This window comes from Planctomycetota bacterium (assembly GCA_018242585.1).
Lineage (GTDB): Bacteria > Planctomycetota > Planctomycetia > Pirellulales > PNKZ01 > JAFEBQ01.
In genome coordinates, this window is record JAFEBQ010000048.1 from 1 (window position 1) to 25947 (window position 25947).

Annotated in this window: 18 protein-coding genes, 2 tRNA genes and 1 pseudogene (1 of these 21 only partly in view); 8 read left to right on the forward strand and 13 right to left on the reverse strand. The window is 61.4% G+C overall.

Annotated elements, in window-relative coordinates:
* The 5 genes from JSS27_20455 to JSS27_20475 all read right to left on the reverse strand — a co-directional run.
* A partial coding sequence (locus JSS27_20455) for a hypothetical protein (GenBank protein ID MBS0211325.1) occupies positions 1–320 on the reverse strand: 320 nt, incomplete at its 3' end.
* A 29-nt stretch (positions 321–349) separates the two neighbouring features.
* Positions 350–541 carry a carbon storage regulator gene (locus JSS27_20460; GenBank protein ID MBS0211326.1) on the reverse strand — a complete coding sequence of 64 codons (192 nt, stop codon included), beginning with the start codon at positions 539–541 and terminating at the stop codon, positions 350–352.
* 267 nt (positions 542–808) lie between these two features.
* Complete coding sequence (locus JSS27_20465; protein MBS0211327.1) at positions 809–1021, reverse strand: helix-turn-helix transcriptional regulator; 213 nt, start codon at positions 1019–1021, stop codon at positions 809–811.
* A gap of 117 nt (positions 1022–1138) precedes the next feature.
* Positions 1139–1303 carry a hypothetical protein gene (locus tag JSS27_20470; GenBank protein ID MBS0211328.1) on the reverse strand — a complete coding sequence of 55 codons (165 nt, stop codon included), beginning with the start codon at positions 1301–1303 and terminating at the stop codon, positions 1139–1141.
* A gap of 42 nt (positions 1304–1345) precedes the next feature.
* Positions 1346–1419 (reverse strand) — tRNA-Arg (locus tag JSS27_20475).
* A gap of 539 nt (positions 1420–1958) precedes the next feature.
* Between JSS27_20475 and JSS27_20480 the strand changes: the two genes are divergently transcribed.
* Positions 1959–2030, forward strand: a tRNA-Gly gene (locus JSS27_20480).
* A gap of 317 nt (positions 2031–2347) precedes the next feature.
* Here the strand turns inward: JSS27_20480 and JSS27_20485 are convergent.
* The 3 genes from JSS27_20485 to JSS27_20495 all read right to left on the reverse strand — a co-directional run bounded on the left by JSS27_20485 (position 2348) and on the right by JSS27_20495 (position 9156).
* Positions 2348–3550, reverse strand: coding sequence for an ankyrin repeat domain-containing protein (locus tag JSS27_20485; GenBank protein MBS0211329.1), 1203 nt, complete (start codon positions 3548–3550; stop codon positions 2348–2350).
* A 153-nt stretch (positions 3551–3703) separates the two neighbouring features.
* Entirely contained in the window at positions 3704–5488 is a 1785-nt protein-coding gene (locus JSS27_20490) for a hypothetical protein (GenBank protein MBS0211330.1), read from the reverse strand.
* Between the two features lie 98 nt (positions 5489–5586).
* Positions 5587–9156, reverse strand: coding sequence for a sulfatase-like hydrolase/transferase (locus JSS27_20495; protein ID MBS0211331.1), 3570 nt, complete (start codon positions 9154–9156; stop codon positions 5587–5589).
* 356 nt (positions 9157–9512) lie between these two features.
* Between JSS27_20495 and JSS27_20500 the strand changes: the two genes are divergently transcribed.
* The 3 genes from JSS27_20500 to JSS27_20510 all read left to right on the forward strand — a co-directional run bounded on the left by JSS27_20500 (position 9513) and on the right by JSS27_20510 (position 13998).
* Positions 9513–10241, forward strand: a complete 729-nt coding sequence (locus JSS27_20500; protein MBS0211332.1) for an RNA polymerase sigma factor — start codon at positions 9513–9515, stop codon at positions 10239–10241.
* A gap of 1656 nt (positions 10242–11897) precedes the next feature.
* On the forward strand, positions 11898–13508 hold the full coding sequence (locus JSS27_20505) for a VWA domain-containing protein (protein ID MBS0211333.1): 1611 nt from the start codon (positions 11898–11900) through the stop codon (positions 13506–13508).
* 181 nt (positions 13509–13689) lie between these two features.
* Positions 13690–13998: a hypothetical protein gene (locus tag JSS27_20510; GenBank protein MBS0211334.1), complete on the forward strand. Its 309-nt coding sequence runs from the start codon at positions 13690–13692 to the stop codon at positions 13996–13998.
* 8 nt (positions 13999–14006) lie between these two features.
* Here the strand turns inward: JSS27_20510 and JSS27_20515 are convergent, their stop codons facing one another.
* Both JSS27_20515 and JSS27_20520 read right to left on the reverse strand, forming a co-directional pair.
* On the reverse strand, positions 14007–15299 hold the full coding sequence (locus JSS27_20515) for an SGNH/GDSL hydrolase family protein (GenBank protein MBS0211335.1): 1293 nt from the start codon (positions 15297–15299) through the stop codon (positions 14007–14009).
* 341 nt (positions 15300–15640) lie between these two features.
* Positions 15641–16702 (reverse strand): tartrate dehydrogenase, encoded by a 1062-nt coding sequence (locus JSS27_20520; protein ID MBS0211336.1) that lies wholly within the window; start codon positions 16700–16702, stop codon positions 15641–15643.
* 81 nt (positions 16703–16783) lie between these two features.
* Here JSS27_20520 and JSS27_20525 point away from each other — a divergent pair, with 81 nt between their 5' ends.
* A complete protein-coding gene (locus JSS27_20525) occupies positions 16784–17467 on the forward strand; it encodes a transposase (protein MBS0211337.1) in 684 nt (227 codons plus the stop codon).
* A 48-nt stretch (positions 17468–17515) separates the two neighbouring features.
* On the opposite strand, the gene JSS27_20530 is transcribed toward JSS27_20525, so the two are convergent.
* The 3 genes from JSS27_20530 to JSS27_20540 are packed head-to-tail and all read right to left on the reverse strand — an operon-like array spanning position 17516 to position 20004.
* A complete protein-coding gene (locus JSS27_20530) occupies positions 17516–18901 on the reverse strand; it encodes a hypothetical protein (protein ID MBS0211338.1) in 1386 nt (461 codons plus the stop codon).
* Positions 18902–18925: 24 nt separating this feature from the next.
* Positions 18926–19390, reverse strand: a complete 465-nt coding sequence (locus JSS27_20535; GenBank protein ID MBS0211339.1) for a peroxiredoxin — start codon at positions 19388–19390, stop codon at positions 18926–18928.
* On the reverse strand, positions 19390–20004 hold the full coding sequence (locus tag JSS27_20540) for a hypothetical protein (GenBank protein ID MBS0211340.1): 615 nt from the start codon (positions 20002–20004) through the stop codon (positions 19390–19392). Before JSS27_20540 ends, JSS27_20535 begins: the two co-directional genes overlap by 1 nt.
* Positions 20005–20159: 155 nt before the next feature.
* Here JSS27_20540 and JSS27_20545 point away from each other — a divergent pair, with 155 nt between their 5' ends.
* The 3 genes and pseudogenes from JSS27_20545 to JSS27_20555 form a co-directional block, all read left to right on the forward strand.
* Entirely contained in the window at positions 20160–21245 is a 1086-nt protein-coding gene (locus tag JSS27_20545; protein ID MBS0211341.1) for an esterase, read from the forward strand.
* Positions 21246–21745: 500 nt separating this feature from the next.
* Positions 21746–23149, forward strand: coding sequence for an MdtA/MuxA family multidrug efflux RND transporter periplasmic adaptor subunit (locus tag JSS27_20550; protein ID MBS0211342.1), 1404 nt, complete (start codon positions 21746–21748; stop codon positions 23147–23149).
* Positions 23150–25947 (forward strand): annotated as a pseudogene (locus tag JSS27_20555) (multidrug efflux RND transporter permease subunit) (it continues 318 nt past the right edge of the window).

Genomic DNA, 25947 nt, shown 5'->3' on the forward strand with positions numbered 1-25947 from the left:
GCCACTGCGTAGCGAACGTCGTAGAAATCGGGATGAAGGAAGACTTGCGCAATGTCGCCGCCGTGAAGAGCGCGATAAAGCGCGGCGTAATGCGCCGTCGCAATGCGAATCACTTCTTCAGGCGGCTTAATTCCATTGCGAGCCTGGACTAGGGAATCTGGCATTTCACCTTCGCCGCCCCATTCGCATTCCCAGAATCGCGTCGTCTCTGCCGTGTTTTCTTTCCAGCCGGCATGCGCAACGGCTCGGCTGTGGCTATTCGATGGGTGATGGGCAATTGCGCCGTCGGCCCGAACGCAGATACTGTGAAAGTCGCACATGGTGAATCCCTTCCTGGAATAAAAAACGATCAGTCAATAAACGGTTCGTTTACGGGCTTCGTGTCCTGACGCTGGCGTTCGCCGAGCGTGATCTTTGTCGACTCGGGCGCCTGGACGACGAGCCGACCAGCGCGGCCCTTGTTGCCTGCGAAGATGATCGTCGCTGGCCCGTCGACGGTGATTGACTCGCCATAACGACGAGTGCGAACAAAGTTGCCCATTGATGCGCTATCCTTAGCCTTTGCCTGCCCGGCGTTTGGCTGCGCAATGCGAAGCGCTCATAATTGCGACGATCGGAGGGGCAGTATCCGCCGCCGCGATCGCGAGCGCCGCGCATTGCGCAGCCAAACAGGTTTCCTACCGCAAAGCAGCAAGCGTCGAGAGTGACGCTAGATGCTGTTCATTCTGTCGCAGACTTCACTCCGCGTCGGCTTTCAAGCTGTGCCGATCAGCAACGGTTGTGCATGTTATCGAGTCCGATAACGCCGTCAACTAGTTTTCGTAAAAAATCTTTCCGCGCTCACGCGCAGCGCTGCCGCTATGGCGTCGCAGGTTTCCAGGCTCGGCGACTGTTGGCCCGACAAAATGCGGCAAATCGTAACATGCCCGACCCCCGACCGTCGCGACAGTTCGCGCTGCGAAATATTTTTTTCTTTGCACGCGCGACGTATGTTCGACACGACTTTTTCGACCAGCGACATTTGAATCACCGATTGTTAGCGACTACGATAACACCGCAGGTAAAACAAGGCCCGCTAGGGGTGAAGTTGGCGAACAGCTTTTGACTGAGCCACCCTAGCGGGCGAGTACGTTTAGTTCTAATTCTCTAATTTCGATTCGACCGCGATCAGCCGTTCGTGAATCTCATTGATCGCGCCGGCAAGTTCAGCGACAAGTAACGAGCATTCGCCAGGCGACGTTGCCTTGTGCGCGTCGGCGAAGACTTGCGTCAATAGTTCGGCTAGCCGTTCTTTCGTTGCCATAATTTCGAAGCCTTTTTTTGAGCTATGGTTGACGAAGAAAAGCGCACCCCAGAGGGCTCGAACCTCTAACCTTCGGTTCCGTAGACCGATGCTCTATCCAATTGAGCTAGGGGTGCTCGTGTTCTGACAACAGCGCGACCGGCGGCGTGCAGACCCAACAGCCTGAGCCGCGTTCGCTCTGTTCGCGATTGCCTGGGGCAATCGAGACCGGGGATTCTAACATAGAGTTCCGCGGCGGTAAATTGGTTCAATTCCACGGTAAAAGCCGGGCCGATGCTGCTTGGAAGTGGCTCAGTTTGAGTCAAAGACATTGGGTGGCGGGCTCAGAGCGCAGCGATGGCCCCGTGGTAACGGTTCGGGGCCATCACTGCGCTCTGACCCCGCCACCCCGATTCATCAAACTGGCCCACGATGCACTGCCGCCAGCTTGGTTGCGGAAACAAAGCGGGCTGCTACGATGGAGTGTTCCGGCCAAGCTCGCGCGAGTCTCGTGAGCATGGGTCATGTTTGCTTGCCCAAGCCGGCGGCTCTGCCGCCGAGATCGGTGGCAAAGCCACCGGCTTGGTAGATACGCACGCTACATTGATTCGAGAATCGCTCTCCTATTCGATAGGAGCATAGCCAGAAAAACTTGCGAGCGTAGCCAAAAACATCTGCGAGCGTAGCTCAGTGGTAGAGCATCGCGTTCCCAACGCGACGGTCGAGGGTTCGATCCCCTTCGCTCGCTTTCTCAAGACGCCCGTGGTCACAAGATGACTGCGGGCGTTTTTCGTTGCCCGGCAAGCTAGCTGCGTCTCCGTGCCGCGCTTCGTTTCGTGCTCGCTCGCTGCCTCCCGAATTGACAGGAGATGTCAGTAAATCACACGAAAAGTCACCGGCTGGTGCAACCGTTAGTGCAACGGGTTTTGATCGCATTCTCGTTGCCCTTGTGCGTTCAATAGCGTCAGTTAGTTTTTGCACGCGCTGCAGAACCCCAAAAGGCACTTGGCATCTCGGGATCTTGTCTTCGCCTTCGCAGAACTAGGGGGTCGGCCGGGGGCCTCGTTAATCCGACCGCTCGATAACAGCGCCAGCACGCTTCAAGGCTTCGCGGATTCGAGCGAGGTTACATTCTTCTTCGCTGCCCCGTTCACTCAGATCGTAATCGGCACTGGCATAGTCAAGAGGCGTGGAGTTTCTTTCCGGATGCTCCAGGGGATAGTTGTTCCGATTCGGATCGGCCCCCTGAGCAAGCAGGAACTCGACCACCTCACCTTCCTGCTTGAGCACCGCCGTGGCTAGCGGCGAGATACCGTCAAGGCCAAACAGGTCGATGTCGGCTCCCAGCCGCAGCAGACGCCCCAGCAGTTCAATCCGCTCAGGTTGAGAAATCTCTGCCGGTGCGGTTTCGCTGGGCGCGCTCGGTTTGAAGTCCAAACGCGATGCGTCCGTCAGCGAGTTTAGAGGTGTCTCCCCATCGCGTAGGGCGTTCACGTTGGCGCCGGCCGCGATCAAGGCCACAGCCCGATCCAAGTCGAGGTGCTCGACGGCTGTGAATAGCTCCTCATCCTGTGGCGAAAGTCTGAGCTGTGCCTCTTGGATATTGCGGAGCGCGAGCAGGCGTGCGTCAAGCGGCACCAAGTGTGGCTCGATCTCGGCAAACTCAAACGACCGAGGGGAAGTTTCCGGCATCCACCGCTCGCCACGCTGGACGCGATGATGGAGTTCGTCCACCAGTTCCCGTTCAATTTGCGGAGCGTCAACGACAATCAGGACTTGCCTCAGCAAACGGGACGTGCCGAACTCGGAGACATGTTCATCGGGGCCGATTTCGACCTGTTCAGCGACCTCAATGCGTCGCGAGCTCGCAATCTCTTGGACAGCTTGCCAGCAGAACCGCTCGGCATCCGCTCGTGACGGCGAAGTAAACTCGATTCGATGGAATCCTTGCCGATCCGGAATCGATCGATGTGCGAGCCAGTCGGGATAACGGTGCCGCGTTTCGGCGTAAGCCTCGGCCAGGACTCGGGACGCATAGACGAATCGAGTGGTCAGGAAGTTCGTCTCATAAGGCCGAGACACTAGGCGGCCGTATCGACCACGCGGGACCGAGGCGTTTCGCCATTTGCCGTTGCATAGTTGCACCGACTCGTAACGCCCCTGAAGACGTTCCACATTGGGAATGTCCCATGACGCATCGACGCCTGCCACCAGGCGGAACTCGTCGGGCGTGAACAGACGATCGTACGTCATCGCCGGATCCTCCAACCAGTGGTGAGCCTATTGCCTCCGATGGCAGGGAGGACATTCCGCAGCACCCCAAGTTCCTTCTAATCGCCCATCGGCACCGCACTCAACCAAGCCCAAAAGTTGACGCCCCACCTCCACTTGGATTGAGGTGACTCCAGGACTGAAAAGATTCTACGGTACCTTCAGCCCGTATCGCTCGGCGGTGCGAACCGCTTGCTCGGTGGAACGCGCGTTCGGCCACGAGCGCTTCATCAATTGCGCCGTGTTGTTCAGCTCTTGCAGCAGCGCGCCGTTCGCCTTGCGAAACGCGTCTTGCGTCGGGTCAAAGTTTCCCGGCTTGGTGCTCAGTTCGGCGTCGAGCTTGTTTACCGTCATCAAGGCGGGCTGGGCTTGCAGTTCGATGGCCACCTGCTTGTCACGCTTCAGCTTGCCCAGCATGGTCGTGGCCTTGGTGCCGACGGTCGTTCCTTTGAACACGGTGGGCAAGCGCATGATCCGCACATAGGCCCCCACCGGGTCGCTCGTCGACAGCGACTCAGCGTCGTCGAGCGCGCGTTCCCCCTCGCCTAGCATCTCGGCCAGCAAGGCCTTGGCCGCCTCGGCCGTCGCGCTGTCGGTCGAGCGCGTGTGCGGCATCAATTGAACCAGCAGCGCCGACGGCTGCTTGGTCCCTTTGCGCAGCGCCTCGACAATCTGTGTCAGCTTTGCCGGCACGGTTTCGATCTCGGCCCCGTCGACCAAGGCGCTGCCCACCGCCGTGCGCAGCGGCCCCTCGACGTCGAACGGCGACCCGCGATAGACGCATTGCCCGCGCTGATCAAACACCAAGCAGAGCGGAAACTCCTTGAAGTCGGTCACCGGCGTCCGGTTCGTCCATTGCCCGCTGCTGACTGGGAAGGCTACGTTGCGCGACTCGGCGACTTGCTTCACTTCGCTGCTGCTTTGACCTTGGCCGGCCAGGTGGACCGCCAGCGCCTTCAAGCCGAAATCGGCCAGTTCAGTCGTCCACAGATTCAACTTCTGGAAGCAGGCCAAGCTCGATTCGCTGTTCGAGTTCCACAACAGGATCATCACTGGCCGGTCCTTCAGCTCGGCGGCCGAAACGCTGGGGCCGGTCACCGACTTGCCCAGGTCGACTTCTTCGAGCCGCAGCTTGATTTGCTCGCTGGTCGGCCCGTCGGCCTTGGCGGTTTCGACCTTGCGCCGACCCCAGATCGATTCCATCATCTGGTACGTTACCGGATCGTGCTTCTGTAGCTCGGCCCGATTGCGCGGATAGTAATGGCACTGGTCAAAGTACGCGCAAGTCAACTCGGCGAAATACTCGAACTCGTTCGTGCTGGCGTACATCTCGGGATCGTACAGCTTCCGCTCCAGGGCCTGACGGTAGCCAGCTTTGACCATCGGGTTGTCATAGCCCAGAAACTGATCATGCACGGCATGGGTCATTTCGTGCAGGATCACGCAGCGCCCCGAATCGCGATTGGGCTGATGCTCGTTGGTCAAGCTGTCCATGCGCAGGATCGTGATGTTCTTGGCCTTCAAGGGGTGCTTTCCCTTCGAGAGCATCGACAACTGGTGACCGCCATAGTAGACCGCCGCCGCGCCACCGGCGCGACCGTTGGACATATCTTCCTCCTCGCGCCACTCGACCCAAATCAGCAAGCCGCGCAACACGTGTACCGCCTCGGGCGAGAGGAGCCGCGTGACGGTTTTCAGTTCGAGTTCGAGCACTTCGATCGGCTTGCGCTCGTACTCGCTGTTATTCTCGTTGCGAACTGTTTCGTCGCTGAGAATGACGTTAAAGCCTTCGATCTTGCGGATCTGATAACCCGGGATCGCGCTGGCGTTGGGAACTTCCTGGGGCGTCGCCTTGCCGCGCGCTGGTTTTTCTTGCGCGATGGCTTGCGAAGTGAACAGCAACCCCAACCACGCGACCAATGCGAGCAGCTTCATCATGGAACCCCGGCCGGAAAGAGCGTGACTATGTCCGCCACTGCCGGGAAATTGTAAACGATCGGCGCGGGCAAGTAGATGGTCCGGCCGAAAAGTCGTCAGGGACCGCGGGTTTGCTCGCCGGCCACGCGTTGCTGGGGCAACCGCGACAGCACCGAATAGGCGTCCACGACCGGCGGCGACGGCGGATAGTACCGGCGGTAATAGGCTGGATAGTGGTAATACGCCAGTTGCCGCTCGCGCCACCGAGTCCACGCGTCGTGCAGCAACTGGGTCAACTCGCGGTACTCGGGCCGACCCGCCAGGTTGCTTTGCTCGCCGGGGTCGACCGCCACGTCAAATAACATTTCTTGCTGCGTGGCGCGATTGCGGATGAACTTCCACCGCCCAGCCAACAGCAGCGCATCGGCATGGGCCAGCGGGTTCTCGACGTGGAAGTAAAGCGTCCGCGCGCTGGTCGCCGGTCGATCGGGGCGGAACACGTCGAGCCCTTGAAAGTTCGGATGCGCCGGCCAGCCCGCCAGCCCTAGCACGCTGGGCGCCAAGTCGATCAACTCGACCGGATAGTCATCGACGCGCGGCTTGGCGAGTCGCGGCGCGTGCAACACACACGCCACGCGCAACGTCGGCTCCATCGGCAAGCCGGCGTGCGTGACCGAATTGTTCTCGTGGAATGCTTCGCCGTTCTCGCCCATCACGACCAGGATCGTGTTGTCCAGTTGTCCCTGGTCACGTAGCGATTGGACCAGGCGGCCCAATTGCGCGTCGGTGTAGTGCAGCGCGTTGTAGTACGCGTTGCGGACCACGTCGACCTTGTCCGGCGGGTAATAGGCAAACGAAGCCGGAAAGTCGATCGCGGCCGGCGCGAACGGCCGCACGGCGCTGGCCGGCACGTCGTAAGGAAAATGCGAGCTCTGGAAATTGACGCTCAGAAAGTACGGCCGGCCGGCGCCGGTTTGCTCGCCGATCCAGCGCGCAGCCACGTCGGCCGTGTGCGCGTCATCGAGTTTGCCGGCGCGCAGCTCGCCGTGGACGATCTCGTAGGCAAAGCCGCCGTCGCGGCCGTCGAACGCCGTCGGTTGCTGGCTCCGCTCGGCATCGTAGAACAGATCGAGCTGCGGCGTGTTGAGAAACTGGTACATCTTGCCCCAGTTCTCGTTCTGTGATGAGATGATCGCCGTCGCATAGCCCGCCGGCTTCAGGCAATCGTAAATGCATGTCTTGGGCCAGGGGTCGTCGGCGCGATAATAATGGTGCCGGCGCGTCCGCAAGGGATACAACGACGACACGATGCACACATCGGCATAGTCCGAGTGCGTGCTCTGCGAATAGGCCCGCGTCCATTGCACCCCGCCGCGCGCCAGCGCATTCAAGTGGGGCGTCACCTCGCGTCCCTGGTGGACCAGGCCGACCACGTCGTGCCGCAACGATTCGACCGCCACAAAGATGATCGACGGGCGATCCGGGCGCGCCGCGAGCGTTGCCACCTCGCGAATTGGCCGCAGTTCCCGCTCGTCGAGCACCGGCTCGATCGGTTCGGCCACCACGCCGCGCAAGCCGCTGAACATCAACGTCAGCGTGGGATTCAACTGATTGATCAGGCTTTCGTGCCGCAGCACGAGTTGGCTGTGTGAGGTCCGCGCCGGTCGGAATGTGCCGATCGTCAATGGCACCACCAACAGCGCCAACCAGGCGCACCACCGGCGCAAGGCCAGGCGGCGTGACAGTCCGGCCCCGGGCGTCCAATGCGCCGCGACAAACCGCGGCCAGAGCGCCACCCCCGCGACCACGATGGCAACCAACGCTGCGACGGCAATCACCAGCGATTGCACTTCGGAGCGAAGCAGGTAGTTCGCCAACAGCGACTCGCGCGCGTTGGCGACGATGAACTCGATGGCCTCGCGGCTGGCAAAGCTGCCCGTCTGCAGGTACATCCCCCAACTCGCCAGATAGACCGCCAGCAGAGTGACACCCCCGACTGCGCCAACGGTATAAGACATCCACCGCGCCAGGCGCGGCCACCCGCGCGCCACGTGAACCAATCCGCGCGAAGCCAGCCACAGGAACCACACGCCCCCCAGCCAAAGCCAGGCGATGCAGAGCGCGACTTGGCACGTCCACGCGAGACCAAATTGGAAGACATTGTCCGCGCGCCGACTCAGCAGCCAGCATTCGACGCCCACCCCCAGGATCGTCACGGCCAGCGCGCCGGCATTTGGCGCAAGATATTGCCAAGGACGCCACCGCGCTCGCGCTTCGCTGTCGGCGAGGGTCGCCTCGCCGCCGGCCAGTGACGCTCGGGACCGGACGCCGAAGACCAGCGCGTTGACCCAGCTAAGCTTGCGCCGCAGCAGCCGATCGCATCGATCGGCCACGCGCATGGACCACGCACGTGCGGTGCTCGTTTCGTGCTGGCCGCGCCAAGCGACGACCGCCGTCAAGGCAAATACCGCGCACAAGGCATGGAAATGCCAGGACAACAGCAACAATACCTGGGCCGCGCTCGCCTGGCCTTGCACCCACACGAACCAGAGCGCCTCGGGGTTGAACCAAATGGCGAACAAGGCGGCGTTCAAGCACCAACGCACGGGCCCGCGCGCGCTCACTCGCCCGTCGAGCAACACCAGCGGCGTCATCAACAGCAGCAGGTAATGATTCCAGCAGATTGGCGACAACAGCGTCATCGCCACGACGGCCGCCGCGAATGAAGCGCCGCCGGGGTCGTCACGCTCGCGCCAGGCCAGCCACGCCACTAGACCTGCGACCGCCCCGACCGATACCACAGCGCCCGTCCAAGCCAGCGGCGGGCAGTAGAACAACGGAGCGGTCTGGCCGCTCCAACCGGCAAACAGCTTGAACCAGAACGCCAGCAGCGATTGATTCCCCCACCAGTCGCAATAGCTCAACACCTCGGGGAGCGATTGCCCAAAGAAGTCGCGATACGTTGACGACCCGAACAGCAGCAGCGCCGCGAGATTCCACAACAGAAAACAGCCGCCAGCAACCCACAGAGTGGACCACCGCCGCCGGGCCAGGAAGTACAACAGCAAGAAGGCTGGGAACCATTTCAACGCAATCGCGGTCCCCAGCCAGACGCCGGCCTGGCGATGACGCCCGGCGCGCGCCGCGCGATCGGCACCCACCAGCAGCACCAGCACCCAGATGGTCAGTTGTCCCATCGAGACATGCTGAAACAACGGACTTCCCATCAGCGCCATGACCGGCCACAGCGCTTGAAAGCGCCCGCCGCGCCAGGCGTCACGACTGACGAGCCATCCCAGCGCAACGACCGCCGCCAACGAAAGCAGGTTCCACAGCAAGAACGCGCGCCGATATTCCAGCCAGCCGAACGGCAGGGTCATCAGCACACTGGTCGGAGGATGCGCGTTGACGTTGACGAACACGCGCTGGCTGCCGGCGCGATAGTTCAGATAGCGCTCGGCGGTTTCTTGTTGCGGGGTGTAGATCGGCTGGCCGGTGAAGAAGTTCCTGGCCGAGGCCCACTCCTGGAAGAAGTCACCGACCCGGTCGTACCGCAACAGGGCTCGCGAGTAGCCGCTGCCATAAGCGCCGACGGTGAACGCCACGGCCAGTAGTGTGACGATCCACTGCGCACCGGTAGCGGCCCGCGCGGTCGGCGGCGACGGTCGTTGCTGGGCAGTAGCCAAGAAACCCTTCCTCCCAAAGAGGTTAAGGTGGAACAATATGCCATAGTAAATTAAGTAAAATACATAAACAAGACAGATAGCGAAGACTGGCGAGAAGCCTCCGCTACGCATTCGGCCTCTGCTATCCGACTCGGAAAATGGCGGGAAAATCGCTGGGCGACCTTCGGAAGGCCTGGATGGCACGACCCAAGCGCAGCGCAGGGCGTGGGGAATCGCCAAGCGGAATGCGGGGGTCGTAGCCACTTCCCCAGGCCCGAAGGACGGACCTCGCACACGCATTTCGTGATACAAAACGCCGGTTCGTGCGTCATATATGTAGTGTTTTGCCTTGTCCGGCGCGCAGGGAGGTTTCCCCCGTGGCACCCACGCCCACTGCAACGGCTCAGGATGCGCACTCGTCGAACGGCGCATCGCCACATCGTATCGCCCGAAACGGAGCGTCATTGGAAGACGAGACGTCCAATGCCGACGATGCCAGCGACAACCTGCCCGGCGAACACTCGGCGCGCTCCGAAACGACGCAACCCGCCATCGAACCCGGCTCGGCCGAGCATCGCGCCTGGGTGCTGGCCTTGCTCGATCAGCACGAGGCGAGACTGACGCGCTATGCCCAGCGCTTGACGCGCGATCTGAACTCGGCCCGCGACGTGGTGCAACACGCCTTCGTCGCGTTGTGCGCCGAGCCCCCGCAAAAGATTCGCCAGCCAGCCGCCTGGCTCTACACAGCCTGCTACCGGCGCGCGCTCGATGTGCTGCGTCAGGCCGAGCGGACAATTCTACAGGCACATTTCGGCACGGATGAAGATGCCGACCAGCCGAACGTCACCAGCCGCGAGCCCGATCCCAGCGCGCTCTGTGAACAGCGCGACACATCGGAGCTGTTGCGGCGGATCGTCGATCAACTTCCCGACAACCAGCGGCAGGTGATCCTGCTCTGGTGCGAAGGATTTCGCTATCGCGAGATCAGTCAAATCACCGGCCATGGTGAGTCGTACGTACGCGTTCTCGCTCAGCGCGCGCTGAACGAGATACGCCAGGATCCGCGCTGTGCCGCTCTGCGCGACGAGCAGCCCAGCGATCAGTAATTTGTGTCTTTGTCTTTTGCCTTTTTGTCTTCCCTAGCCTCTAGCCCCTAATCCCTAGCCCCTCTGCTCTTTGGAGCTTCTGATATGTCCACTCAACCTGACCTGACCGATTACGTGTTAGGAAACCTTTCGCCCGACGAGCGGGCTGCGGTCGAGGCGCAACTAGCTATCGATCCCCAGGCCGCCGCCACGTTGCGCGACTTGATGTTGGTGGCCGACGCCCTATGCGCCGCCCACGACGAGCCGGAACTGCCGGCCCCATCGCCCGACGTGCGAGCCAGCATTGCCGCACAGTTTGACCTGACGCCTGTGGGTATCGCGTCCCCAAATGCCGGTGATCTGTCTCGCGTTGCTCGCGATACCGTGGCCACACGTCGCCAGCGGGCGCCTCACTTCTCGCTGTATGCCGCGATGGCGGCTTCGGTGTTGATCTGCGTCAGCAGCGCCATCTATGTGGCCTACACGACGTCGCAGCGGCCGAATGTCGTCGTGCAATACCTTCCGATGATGGGCACGATCTCGTCGCCAACCTCGATGCCGCCTTCGGTACTCACGCAGATACCCAACCGTTTCGACGAAACGACGCGGCGAATGGTTCTGACTCCCGGCGGTTCGAATGAGCAAGTGCTGTTCGGCGGCATGTTCCATCCGCACTCGCTGGTCGAGCCGACGGTCCAGGATCGCGAGTTGCTAGACAAGCTCGCTGACTCGGTCGTCCACGGCATGGCCGATCAACCGCGTTCGTCATCCAACGGGCACGTGAGCTTAAACAAACCGATCGTAGGACGAGACGCTGATGAGGATTATGATGGGCCAGATTTCAATAACATGATCCTTTCCGGTTCGACGACACCGGCTTCGAGCCAGCCGGCTCTACCTGGATTGGGAACTGCCATCACGAAGGTCGGAGCGGGGACGCTCGTATTGCCAGCGATTCCCACATCGGTTGTGTCAAATGAGCGCGGGTACTATGCCTATGCCGAAGGCTCGACGGCGCGAGGCGTGAACCTGCCTGTAACCACAACCGTTGGCGGCAGCGGCAGCCTGACCAACGAGCGACTGACGATTACCAACGGAGGCACGTTGCAGTTTGCGGGCGCAAGCACCAGCTCGCAACCGGTCGCGCAGTTCGGCGCTATCGCCCCCACAACTCTGGACCTGAATGGCGGCTCGGCAACCCTGCATTTTGGTGATGGTCGCAATACTTACGCTGGCGTCACCACGGCGACCTCCGGCGTACCTGCGCTGACGACTCCCACCACGGGCGGCCAACCAAACTCCGTGTCGGTTCAAAACGGCGGCCTCGTTCTGAACGGGAACGCCTCCGATTCTCGCGTCCAGACCACCTTCGCGGGGACAGTTTCCGGGCCTGCGATGACTGCGAATCACGCGAACATCGTTCCGTCGTCGAGCACGCCCACGGCACGAGCCTACGACGCACTGGGGCGTACCTCGGCACCTACCGCACCGACCAACAGCACGACGGATAATTACTCACGATATGCCGTCGACGGCACGCGGCAGACTACCACTCCTCGGCTGATCATTCAGGAAGACGAAAAAGCCGTCGTCGATAAGTTGGGCCTGCAAGACCTCGAGCTGAAGCAAGTCCGCCTCCTTGCCGAAAAGGCCAAGCAAGTTCTCCCGGCCGCTCCCATGCCACACGCCGCACCTGCGCCCGGCGCTGGTCCGGTCCCTGTGATTGCCCAGGTCGTGGCCAATCCGGTGCCGGCCGAGCAACTTCCCGCCGTGCAGTTTGCCGACAGCAGCCGCAAACGCGAAGAACCCGCCATCCGCCAAAAGGAAGAAGCCGAGCGCAGGTGGGGCTGGCGCGAACAAGAGCAACTCGGCAACACCGAAGCCTACGACCACATCGTCGAGAACCAGTATCAGCGCGTGAACGATCATCCGCTGTCGACGTTCTCGATTGACGTTGACACGGCCAGCTTTGCCCTCGTCCGCCGCTTCCTCGATCAGGGGCAACTGCCGCCGCGCGGCGCGGTGCGGATCGAAGAACTGGTCAACTACTTCCGCTATGACTATCCCCAGCCCGAGGCCGGCCGCCCGTTCTCGGTGAACACGGAAATCGCCGAATGCCCGTGGAACGCCAAGGCCCGGCTGCTGCGAATTGGCCTGCAGGGGCGCGAGATTCCGGCCTCGGAACGGCCGGCGTCGAATCTGGTCTTTCTGTTGGACGTGAGCGGCTCGATGCAGGACGCCAACAAGCTGCCGCTGGTCAAGCGGGCGATGAAGCTGCTGGTCACGCAATTGTCGGCGAAGGATCGCGTGGCGATGGTCGTCTATGCCGGCAACTCGGGCCTGGCCTTGCCGTCAACGCCGGGGGATCAGCACGACTCGATCCTGGGAACGATCGACCGCCTCGAAGCGGGCGGCAGCACCAACGGCGCCAGCGGCATTCAACAAGCCTACCAGGTGGCCCGGCAGAATTTCCTCCGCGAGGGGACCAACCGAGTCATCCTCTGCACCGATGGCGACTTCAACGTCGGCATCACCAACCAGGACGAGTTGATCCGGCTGATCGAGGACGAGGCCAAGAGTGGCGTGTTCCTTAGCGCGCTGGGCTTTGGCATGGGGAACTTCAAGGACGCCACGCTCGAAAAGCTGGCCGATAAAGGGAACGGCAACTACGCCTACATCGACAACGATCGCGAAGCGCGCAAGGTGCTCGTCGAGCAGATGGCCGGCACGTTGTACACCATTGCCAAGGACGTGAAGATTCAGATCGAGTTTAATCCGCGGCTCGTGGCGGCGTACCGGCTGGTCGGGTACGAGAACCGAATTTTGGCCAAGGAGGATTTCAACAACGACAAGAAGGACGCCGGCGACATCGGGGCCGGGCACTCGGTCACGGCGCTGTACGAGATTCTGACGGTGGGCGAGCCGGTGGCCGCGCCGGCGGTCGATCCGCTGAAGTATCAACGCTCGGTGAACACCACGCCGGCCGCCGAGCAGGCGGAGCTGCTGACCTTGAAGCTGCGATACAAACAGCCCGACGGCCAGACCAGCCAACTGATCGAGCAGCCGGTGGCCGACACGACCCAGCCCTACGCCAAGGCGTCCAGCGAGTTCAAGTTCGCCGCGGCCGTGGCGGGCTTTGGGCTGGTGCTACGCGACTCGGCGTTCCGCGGGGCGCTCAATTTGGCCGCCGTGGCCGAGTTGGCCCAAGAAGGCGTGGGCAAAGACGTGGGCGGACACCGAGCCGCGTTCGTCGAGCTGGTGAACCGCGCCCGAATGCTGAAGCCATAATTGGCGTCGCGCAACGCTCGACGCCAGGTTGCCATCAACACGATGCACCACAAGCCCAGGGGACTCAGCCCCTGGGTTTTTCTTGCGCTACGCCACCCCCTTGTCGCGCGAGGCCGGCCCACGATAGGCTTCGGCTCTTATTGATTACGAAGAGAGGAACGAGCCATGAGCGTTCATCTGGTTGATCGTCACCAGTATTCTGCTGGGCATCGCGGCGTTCGGCGGCACGTTCGTGGCCGCGTTCGGTGTGATGATGTTCGACGCCCCCGGCTCGGAAAACGCGCCGGGCACCATCGCCCTGTTCGCGTCGGTGTGCGCGTTTCCGATCGTCTGTGGCGCGACGCTGGTCGGCTCGTGGATTCTCTACTCGCAGCGGATGTACAAGCTGGCGTGCGCGATCACCGTTGCGCTACCACTGCTCAACGCCTTGGCCATCGTCGCGGCGATCATCTGGGTCGACACGGTGCAAGCCGGCAAATTCGCGCCGTAAAAAAGCAATTACTTCACCGCGGTAATCGTCAGCGAGTGCTTCACGGGGCCGAGCGCCGCGTGGACCTGCTCGTCCAACTCCTGCTGCCGCGCCACACCGCGAGCCATCAGCGTCTGCATCGCCGATTGGGCGGCCGCGTCGCTCTTCAGTTCGCCGACCATCGTCCGGGACGTCAACGACAGGTTCTTGATCAGGTACGTCTCGAACGATTGCTTGCCGCCGATGGTGTCGATCAGCTTCTTGAATGACGCATCGAATGGCGTGACATCGAACTCGGCCGCCAGGTTTACCCCTTCGGCCAACTGCTCGCGAGTGAACTCCTTGGTCTCCTTGCCCCATTTGACCTGCGCCTTGGGAGCGTCCAGGTTCGTGACCTTCAGCGTCAGTCGATTCAAATCCTGGTTGAACGGTAGGAAGGGCAGAATGCTCCGCGTGCCATCCCAGGCCTTCGGGCTACCATCAAAGCAGAATGGCCAGCGAACGCTCTCCAACTCGACCGCGCCCGCGGCATAGTTCAACACCGTGTGCCCTGGCGAAGCGGCGGCCGAGCCGCGCATGTCGACGGTGATCGTGCCGATCTCGCCATCGAAGCCCAGCCCCTTCAAAAAGGCGTAAGCCATAATCAACTGCCCGTTCGGGCCAGGATGAAACCCGTCGGGACCACAGACCGGGTACTTCTCACCCAGCGCGGCCTGGGCGCGGCGCATCGTGTCAATCATCGGTTGATGCACGTCGGCGAACAGCAGCTTGTTCTCCTGGGCCAGGCGACGATCGATGTCGCGCAGCCGCCCCAGGTTTTCGTTATAGGCCACGTGGGCCGGACGATCGCCCAGCATTTGCCCCGGGCGGAAGAAGTGGTCGTCGACCGCGCCGGGCGAGCCGACCACGATGGTCCGCACGATTAAGCCCTGAAGCTTGGCCAGCACGTTCCGCATGTTCTTTTCGTAGTTCGCGCCGACACCGTCGTCATACGGCCGATAGCCGCCGTCATTCATCCCATAGCACAACGTCACCACCGTCGGCTTGAACAGCCCCAGGTCCGGCTCGACGCGCGGCGTGAAGCCGAGCGCCGTTTCGCCACCCCAGCCGAACTGCAACACCTTCAGGTTCTTCAAACCCGAGCAGGCCAGCACGTAGGCTTCGATGTACTTGCTGTACAGCTTTTGCTCGGTGATCGAGTCGCCAGCAATCGCCAGCCGATCGCCCGAGCGCAGCGCCGGCTCGGCCGACGCCGACCGCGCCACGAAGTTACCGACGAACAACAAGAGTGCGACGGCCAGAAGTCGAATCGTGCGCTGCATGGCGAACTCCGAGCAAGCTTGAGTCAGGTAGGTACACTCCGCGAGGAGGGTGTATCGTAATCGGAAACAGCGCCCGGCAATACCGGGCCAGCACGGAAAATCGCCGCAACACTATGTTGCGGTGAAAGGTGCAAAGCGGCCGCAATCGGCGCTGACGCAACTCATGGGTGGCCCAGGTGCCTGCACCTGGGCGGCCGCAGGCCGCAGGAAACATCGAGCGCCGGCCCGCGCACGTGGTGACCTTCCACTGGACAACACGTGCTCATCAAGTTTCTTGTTGCTGCGCAACACCGATTGCGGAGCAATCGGTGCCACCCTCGTATCCTACGCCATACGTGATTTCAGTTGCGCAGCGCTTCAATGACGCGATCGCCCATTTGCGCCGTGGTCAGTTTCCCGCCCAAGTCGGGCGTGCCGTGACCGGCGGCCAAGGTGCGCTCGACCGCGCGGCGTACCACGGCCGCGGCCTCGAACAGTTCGAGCCAATCGAGCATCATCGCCGCGCTCAGAATCGCCGCCACCGGATTGGCCAGCCCGCGTCCGGCGATGTCGGGGGCCGAACCGTGGACGGGCTCGAACATCGACGGGAACTTGCGCTCGGGATTGGTGTTGGTGCTCGGCGCCAGTCCCAATCCTCCCGAGATCACGCCGCCAAGATCGGTCAGCAGATCGCCGAACAGATTCGACGCCACCACCACATCGAACGTCTGGGGGCAGCGGACAAAGTTCATCGCCGCCGCGTCGCAGTGTTGCCTGTCGGCCGCGACATCGGGATATTGCCCGCGCAGCTCTTCCAGGATTTCGTCCCACATCACGTACGAGTAGCGCTGGGCGTTGCTCTTGGTGATCATCGTCAGGTGCTTGCGCCGGCGTCGGGCCAGGTCGAAGCCAAACCGCAGAATCCGCTCGACGCCGTGCCGGGTGTGAATGGCCGTCTGCATGGCGCACTCGTCGGGCTGGCCAACTTTGAACCGGCCGCCGATGTCGACATATTCCCCCTCGGAGTTCTCGCGAATCACGACCAGGTCGATGTCGTCGGGGCCGCGCCCCGCCAACGGGCCGCGCACACCCGGGTACAACTTGGCCGGTCGGACGCACGCATATTGATCGAACGCTTGCCTGATTCGCACCAAAGGAGCGAGCGTGAAGTGATCGGGTAACAGCGTCGGCCAGCCGACCGCGCCAAGCAGAATTGCGTCGAAGGGCCGCAGCACTTCCAAGAAGTTCTCGGGCACGACCGCGCCCGTCTGCTTGTAGAACTCGACGCCCCAGGGGAGCGAGGTTTTCTCCAAGCGGAACGTCCCCGCTTGCCGCTCGAGCGCCTCGAGCACGCGCACGGCCTCGGCCGTCACTTCCACGCCAATCCCGTCGCCGGGGTAGATCGCGATGCGAAATGTTTTCATCTTGCCCACCACAAAAGGGGACACCATAAAAGGGGTCAGGACTCATTGAAGCAGGGTATGGCACGTGGTAAGCTGCGCGCCATGCCGAGACCACACCGTGCCGACGAAGCTGGCGGACTTTACCACGCGCTTAATCGCGCTAATGGGCGGCGGCGCATCTTTCGCAAGGATGCCGATTACGACGCCTTCGAACGAGTCCTGGCGGCTGGCCTCCAACGCTACGCGGTCGAACTGTACGCCTACCAACTGATGCCTAACCATTGGCACCTGGTGCTTCGTGCCGGGCGCAACGGCGAGATGAGCCGCTTCATGCGCTGGATCACTGCCACGCACACCATGCGCCATCATGCCCATTATCATACCGCGGGGCAGGGCCATTTGTACCAGGGGCGTTTCAAGAGCTTTCCGATCCAGGACGATGCCCACTTCCTTGCCGTCTGCCGTTACGTCGAGCGCAATGCCGTCCGCGCCCAGTTGGCCCGTCGCGCCGAACAGTGGCGGTGGGGTTCGCTCTGGCGGTGGCGGCAACGGGTCGAACCAGCGCCGCAGCTTCTATCGGCCTGGCCGATTCCGCGTTCCGCCCAGTGGATGGCAAACGTCAACAAGCCGCTGGCCAGGTCGGAATTGGAACGCCTGCGGCATGCGGCACAGCGAGGCACTCCGTACGGCGAAGCAGCCTGGGTGGAAACGACGGCCCGCCGTTTGAAGCTGGACTCGACCCTTCGTCCCCGTGGTCGGCCGCGAGTCCGCCTTAATAACCAATAATGAGTCCTGACCCCTTTGAATTGCTCTGACCCCTTTGAATTGCTTCTTTTACACTTCTTTGTAGATCACCTGCGTAACGCCTTCGTTCGTAAGTAAGGCAAACTCGCAATCTAGCGTCGGTATATCCATGCCCAGGATTCCGAACGGAGCGTCTTCCAGTAGCCCACTCATTATGCCTTTTGCTTGGCGTTTCTGGCTTGGCACTTCCAGATGAAAATTCCGCCCCCCGAACAAGTCCGTGTTCCTGCCAGAAGTCGCGCCTTTCATGCGAAGTATTTCGCCCAGTTCTTTGACTATCCCGAACGATTGCCCCGATAGCATTAGCGGGGTTTGGCTAGTGGATACCAAAGAACATGCGCATTGAACTGCAAAGAGTCGTTCCCTGTCCACAACGTCATTGAAGATGAATCGGGGAAGATCAATGTTCAGGTTCTGATCACCACGCATGGCGTAACTGAACATCCCGGTCGGCTCAATCGGCCACGTGTCATAGTCTGCGGCGTGAAGCGAATAATGAGCAGCGACAAGCATAGCTCGATAATGCGTATCAACCAAAAAGATCATCTTCCGGAAGTTTTCAAAGACATCGTTGTCACGAGTGAACAGGTAGGTGGGCTGACCGTACAGAATGCAATGAAACACTGCGCTGACGATCAATTCGTCATCCGTGGTTTTCCTTGCCTTTACGGGATCTCGGAATCCCTTAATGGCCATTCGCCATGCTCGGTCGCCCAATGGTGCGAATCTACGCTGTAGCTCTTCCTCAGTTGGGTCACGTCCGTTACGTGCCTTGAACTTCGCTGCTTCGACAAACGCAACATTCCTTCTGAACCACAACAGGCACTTGTAGTAGTTCGCAGCGTATCGAAGGTGATCGTTCCAGTCTGCAAAGCTGGTGAACGAAACATTGCTGTGGCCAATGCCTTGTCCTTCACCATGCTTGACATCAGCCAGCAGTTGCCGAAAAGCAACATTACGGGTGGTATCCACGTAATCACGAAGTTCGTTCCAAACGCCTTCGGTAATGCAGACGTGTTTCCTGGCCATTTCTTGCCAGACGGCTTCTGGAATGTCGTGGCTAGTGATGAAGCCAGTATCGAGGAAGATCCTTGCGCTAGGCGGCATCTTCTTCAGCATTCCCAGGAGCTCGCCGTATGACCACGGCAAGGATGGCAGGGATCGTTCCCATGAAAGCGGCGCAATCCGAATATAGCCCGATGGCAACCTGATACGTTTGATGTCTCGATAAACGACTTTGTCAGGCCGTTTGTCAAAGGCGTGCCGATTAGTGGGATTGAATTTCATCCCCCGGATGCTGTTCTTGTACTTTTCAAGCCACTCCAAAGCTTCAGATGGTGGCGTTTGATCAAGATCGTTCATTTCAGGGCAGGGCAGTTCAAAGGGGTCAGGCAGTTCAAAGGGGTCAGGACTCATTAACGCGGCGAGTTCTGTCTCACTTCAGTGCGCGGCCAGGCTTTGCACCACGCGCAGGGCTTCGGCAATGTGCCGGTCGGCCGAGAATTGCGCGTTGAAGACGTGCCGCACGATTCCTTGCCCGTCGATCACGTAGGTGACACGCCCCGGAATGATGCCCAGCGTCTTGGGCACGGCGAACGCCCGGCGTAGCGAGCCGTCGGCGTCGCTGACCAGCAGGAAGGGCAACTTCCGTTCGGCGGCGAACTGGCGATGGCTTTCTAGCGAGTCGGAGCTGATGCCGATGACCGTTGCGCCGGCTTTGACGAAGTCTTCGTACGAATCGCGGAAGGCACAGGCCTGGGCCGTGCAGACCGAGGTGTTGTCCTTGGGATAGAAATAGACCACGACCGGCCGGCCGCGCAACGCGGCCAGCGAAACCTTGGTACCGTCGTGCGCTTCGGCGGTGAAGTTGGGCGCCGGGTCGCCGATTTTCAGAGTGGTGGCCATCATACCTCCCACGACGAACGCGCCGACCACCGTGGCCGCCAACGCGCCGAGTAATAGCAAGCCGCGAGTACGCCAAAGCTGACGAGTGCTACCCATCGAATCGGCCCCGCTTCATAGACAACCGAACCATTGAAAACGATGAACAGCATGAAAGCGTGCAAGGTCCGATCGATCCAAACGCTGCGCGCGGCATAGCGCCGTGGGGCGAGCCACCAGCAGAGCAAGTCGACGAGCCAGAGCACCGTGAACAGATACGAAACATAAACCCCTTCCCCCACGCCCGCCACGCGCAACGTCTTTTCAAACGCCCGACTGTGCGACCAGCCGTGGACAAAGTGAAACGCCAGCCCCAGGTGGACAATGAAGCAGACCACGGCCCAGGTCCAGCACCAGCGGGCCAACGCACCACGCGGCGTCTCGGCTGACCAATCCTCCGCGCGACAAAAGAGCATGGCCAACAGCGCGGCCAGGTACCAGGCCAGCGACAGCCGAATTGAATTGCGCGTCAGCGCGTCCCCCGGGTTCACGGCCAGCGCAAGGGACAAACCACTGGCGGCCAGCAACAAAGCCGGCCCCAACAGGAGCATCCACGCATTGACTCGACCGAGGGACATTGTCTGATACCGCCGACACGGCGAACAGGTTTCAAAAGCCGCCTCAATCGTAACCCTATGCCGTTTGCTTTCAACCGCCCGCGGCGTGTCGTAGACTGGCGGGCAACGTCGCCAGGTGTCGTCGCTTACGCCGCTCGCACGCGAAAGGGTTCGTTATGACTCGCAGCATCGTCTTGGGTTTGGTCTGGTCGCTGGCCGCCGCGGCCTGGGACGTGAACGTGCAAGGCGGGAATGTCACGTTCGAACTCGCGGCGCCGCAAGCCAAGCAAGTGACCGTCTCGGGGGAATGGGCACAGAACAAGCCCGAACTGCTGGTGCGCGACGACAAGGGGGTCTGGCGCGTGACGATTCCGCTCGCCCCCAACATTTACTCTTACACGCTGCGGGTCGATGGCGCGCCGATCGTCGATCCCAAAAATTCGCAGGTGAAGACCGGGCGGAGCTTGACGAACTATGTGCTGGTCCCGGCCAACCCACCGGCCTCGTACGAGTTGCAAGCGGTCCCGCATGGCACGCTGACGGTCCACACTTATACGTCCAAGGTCAATGGCGCCGAGCGCGGCTTGGTGGTCTATGCACCGCCGGGCTACGAAGTGGACACCACGAAGAAGTATCCCGTGCTCTACTTATTGCACGGCGCTGGTGATGACGAGACCGGCTGGACCGCGTACGGCAAGGCCCATTGGATCGCCGACAACTTGCTCGCCGCCGGCAAGATCGAACCGATGCTGATCGTGATGCCGCACGGGCACATTAGCAATGCCAACGTCAAAGGCCCCTCAACGGTGGCCGAAGTGTTCGAGCGCGATCTGCTGGGAGATGTCATCCCATTGGTTGAATCGCGCTACCGGGCCAAGACCGACGCAGGCAGCCGCGCGATCATGGGCTTGTCGATGGGAGGAAGCCAGTCGTTCTTTGTCGGGTTGCGCAACGCCGACCGTTTCGCGTACGTCGGCGTGTACAGTTCGGGCATCTTGCGCGACGGCAAGAATGAAACACTCGACCAGGTACTGGCCGCGCCGGACAAGTACAACCAACAGCTGCGCTGGTTCTGGATTGGTTGCGGCAGCGACGATCGCGCCTTTGCCAACGTCGAGCAAGCTGACAGCAAGCTCACCAGCTCGGGCGTTCGCCACACGCTGCATCGCTCGGCAGGGGGGCACACCTGGCAAGTCTGGCGCGAGTATCTGCGGATCACGCTGCCCGAGCTGTTTCGTCAAGATTCGACGAGCCCGAGATGAGCGATCGGCTATCGTCGCAATTCGCACAACCAGCGAATTTCCTCAAGTCGTTGAACTGCGACAACTTGGCGGAGCCGCTTCCCTTGCTGGTTAGATGTTGGCAACGCTCCGGTCACGGCTGCGGCAAGAACCGTATCAGAAGGGGTAGCCGAAGTGGGCAGCAAAATAGTTGAGGCGAGCCCCGCCGTGGCGTGGTAGACCAAAGATTAAAAACCGTCAAGCTGGGTGCGGATTTCCCCCATCCCGAGTAGACTGAAGCATTCGTAATCCGTCGGCACGCATCCCCGACAAGATTACCGGTTTGCCCCACCTATGAGCGTCCCTCTCGTGCAGAACGGCGCGACGCCTCCCACCTTAGCAACAATGAAAACCGGCTGGCATCCCGCCGGTCGCCCAACGCATCGCCATTGGCCCGGAATATGATTTCCAAACTCACGGGCGTGCAAGCGCACCAACCAACGCCGCCGTCTCAACCTGGCCCCGGTACGCCTGGCCCAGGGATGACGCCCACCCCCGCCACACCGGAACAACCGCCAACGCACTTGCCGGCTTCGCGGCCGCCCGATCTGGTCACGCGGCGCGAGCCGAAACACAGTTGGGTGGGCTGGCTGGTAATCCTGGCCATGATCGGGCTGGGAGCGGGATATCTGTACTACCGGGGCGTCACCTGGGAGCAAACCAAGGCCTGGGTCACGGAACATGCCAAGACCTTGGCCGGTTCGCGGCCGCCGGTCGCCGCCCCCAAGGCGCGCCTGGTGCCGGTGGTGACCGCGACCGCGCGCACGGCCAACGTGAACCTGTACCTGAACGGCCTGGGCTCGGTGACGGCGTTCTATACCGTCACGCTTCGTAGCCGAGTCGACGGCGAGTTGCTGAAAGTCGGCTTCGAGGAAGGTCAGATCGTCGGCCAGAACGACGTGCTGGCCGAGATCGACCCGCGGCCGTTCAAGGTGCAACTGGAACAAGCCAAGGGACAACTGGTCAAGGATCAGGCGGCGTTGCGGCTGGCGATGCTCGACTTGGATCGGTACACGTCGCTGGTCTCGTCAAATTCGGTCACTCAACAACAGGTCGACGCCCAACGCGCGCTGGTCAAGCAAAGCGAGGGGGCGATCCAGACCGATCAAGGGATCATCGACAGCGCCGAGTTGCAGATCACCTACTGCACCATTCGCTCGCCGATCAACGGCCGGATCGGCCTGCGACTGGTCGACCCGGGCAACATCGTTCACGCCACCGACGTGAACGGCCTGGCCGTGATTACCCAACTGCAACCGATCGCGCTCTTGTTCACGATTCCCCAGGATGAAATTGCCCGGGTCCAGCGCAAGGTCAATGCCGGCGAGACGCTGACGGTCGAAGCCTGGGACCGAGACTTCCGCAACAAGTTGTCGGTCGGCGCGTTGTTGGCCTTGGACAATCAGGTTGACCCGACGACCGGCACCGTGCGACTGAAGGCCAAGTTCTCGAACGAGGACAACCTGCTGTTCCCCAATCAGTTTGTCAACGCCCGGCTGCTGATCGACACGCGGCACGATGCCACGGTCGTCCCTTCGGCCGCGGTCCAGCGCGGCCCCGACTCCTGGTTCACGTATGTGGTGAAAGAAGACGACACGGTCGAGTTGCGTAGTCTGACCCCCGGTTCGACCGAAGGTGACCAGACGATTATCGAAGCGGGTATCGCCCCGGGCGAGGTCGTGGTGACCGACGGCGTCGATAAGCTGCTGCCTGGTTCCAAGGTCTCGCGGCGCGGGCAGGGGACGGGCAAGCATGGCGCAGTTCCTGGGAAGCAAGCCGCGCCGGCACAACCGACGGGCGAAAAGGGGACGACGGAATCAAAGCCCGCTCCAGAATTGAAGCCTGCACAGGAACCAGCCGGCAGCGCTGCGAAGCGAGGGAACTAAATGAGTCCCTCCCGACCGTTCATCTTGCGCCCCGTGGCCACCGTGTTGTTGATGGTGGCGATTCTGCTGGTCGGCGGCGTGGCCTACTTTCAACTGCCGGTAGCGGCGTTGCCCCAGGTCGACTATCCGACCATCCAGGTGATCACGTTCTACCCGGGCGCCAATCCCGAGGTGATGACGTCGTCGGTCACCGCGCCGCTTGAACGCCAATTCGGCCAGGTGCCGGGCCTGGCCCAAATGACGTCGATCAGCTCGGACGGCAGCTCGGTAATCACGCTCCGCTTCATTCTTGAACTGAACATCGACATCGCCGAGCAACAGGTCCAGGCGGCGATCAACGCCGCGTCGAACTATCTCCCCAAGGACTTGCCCAACCCGCCGATCTACAGCAAGAGCAACCCGGCCGACGCGCCGATCCTAACGCTGGCCCTGTCGTCCAAGACGTTGCCGCTCTCCAAGGTGCAAGACCTGGCCGACACGCGGCTGGTGCAGAAGATTTCGCAACTGTCGGGCGTGGGTCTGGTCAGCATCAGCGGCGGACAGAAGCCGGCCATTCGCGTCCAGGCCAACCCGACGGCGCTGTCGGCCCTGGGGCTGAACATGGAAGACCTGCGGCTGGCGCTGACCCAGGCCAGCGTCAACCAAGCCAAGGGGAGCTTCGACGGCAGCAGCCAGGCGTTTACGATCGGCGCGAACGATCAACTGTTGACGAGCGAGCAATATCGCAAGCTGATCATCGCCTATCGCAACGGCGCGCCGGTTTATCTTTCGGACGTGGCCACCGTGGTCGATGGGGCCGAGAATATCCGACAGGCGGCCTGGATGAACGACACGCCGGCCATCATCGTCAATATTCAACGCCAGCCGGGGGCGAACATCATCGAGGTGGTCGACTCGATCAAGGCGCTGCTGCCGCAGATGCGCGAATCGCTGCCGGCCACGGTCCAAGTTTCGATTCTGACCGACCGAACCGTCACCATTCGGGCCAGCGTCCATGACGTGCAGTGGGAACTGCAACTGACCGTGGCGCTGGTGGTGATGGTCATCTTTCTGTTCCTGCGCAACATCCCGGCCACCATCATTCCCAGCGTGGCCGTGCCGCTGTCACTGATCGGCACGTTCGGCGTGATGTACCTGCTGGACTACAGCTTGAACAACCTGAGTTTGATGGCGCTGACGATCTCGACCGGATTCGTCGTCGACGACGCGATCGTGATGATCGAAAACATCATGCGCTACATCGAAGAAGGGGAAACCCCGCTCGAGGCGGCGCTGAAGGGCTCGGCGCAGATCGGCTTTACAATCGTCTCGCTCAGCGTGTCGCTGATTGCCGTGTTGATTCCCTTGCTGTTCATGGGGGACATCGTCGGCCGGCTGTTTCGTGAGTTTGCCGTCACGCTCAGCGTGACGATTCTGGTCTCGGCGGTGGTCTCGCTGACGCTCACGCCGATGATGTGCGCCAAACTATTGAAGCAGCACACCGGTGAACGGCAAAGCTGGTTCTATCGTGTCTCGGAGCGGGCGTTCGACGCCACGATTGCCTGGTACGGCGAGACGCTGACCGTTGTGCTGCGCCACCGGTTCATCACGTTGCTGGTGGCGATCGCGACGTTGGCCGGCACGGTGTACCTGTACATCATCGTTCCCAAAGGGTTCTTTCCGGTGCAGGACACCGGCGTGATCATGGGAATCTCGGAAGGGCCGCAAAGCATCTCCTTTGACGCCATGCTGGTCAAGCAACAGGAGCTGAACCGCGCCATCCTCGAGGATCCGGCGGTTGACGGCCTATCGTCGTTCATCGGCATCGACGGCGTGAACAGCACGCTGAACACCGGACGGATTCAAATCAACCTGAAGCCGCTCGAGGAGCGGAAGATATCGGCGACCGAGATCATTCGCCGACTGAACAAGCACTTGGAATCAATCCAAGGAATCACCTTGTTCATGCAACCGGTGCAGGATCTGACGGTCGAGACGCGCGTGAGCCGCACGCAGTACCAGTACAGTCTGGAAGACCCCGACGCCGAGGAGCTGAGAGACTGGGCGCCGCGCTTCCTGGCCCGGCTGCAAGCCTTGCCCGAGCTGCGTGATGTGGCCAGCGATCAACTGAACGACGGTCAGCAAACGCGGGTGGTGATCGATCGGGACACGGCGTCGCGCTTGGGCATTACGCCGCAGATGGTCGACGACGCGTTGTACGACGCCTTTGGCCAGCGGCAAGTGCTGATCATGTTCACTCAGATGAATCAGTACCGCGTCGTGCTGGAAGTGAAGCGCGATTTCCGCGACGAGCCCAAGGACCTGACCGAGATATACATTCGCACGCTCAGTGGAGGCAAAGTGCCGCTCGGCGCCTTTGCCCACGTCGAACACAAGAAGACGCCGCTGTCGATCAATCACCAGGGACAATTCCCCGTGGTGACCATCTCGTTCAATCTGGCCCCGCACGTGTCGCTGGGCGACGCGGTCGAGGCGATTCATCGCGTGCGAGCTGACTTGAACATGCCGGCCAGCATTCAGGCTGGCTTCCAAGGGACCGCCGAGGCGTTTCAGGCGTCGCTCAAGAACGAACCGTTGCTGATTCTGGCCGCGCTGATCACCGTTTACATCGTGCTGGGGGTGCTCTACGAGAGCTACGTCCACCCGATCACCATTCTGTCGACGTTGCCTTCGGCCGGCGTGGGCGCCTTATGGGCGTTGCTATTGACCGGGGACGATCTGAGCGTGATCGCGCTGATTGGCATCATTCTGTTGATCGGCATCGTGAAGAAGAACGCCATCATGATGATCGACTTCGC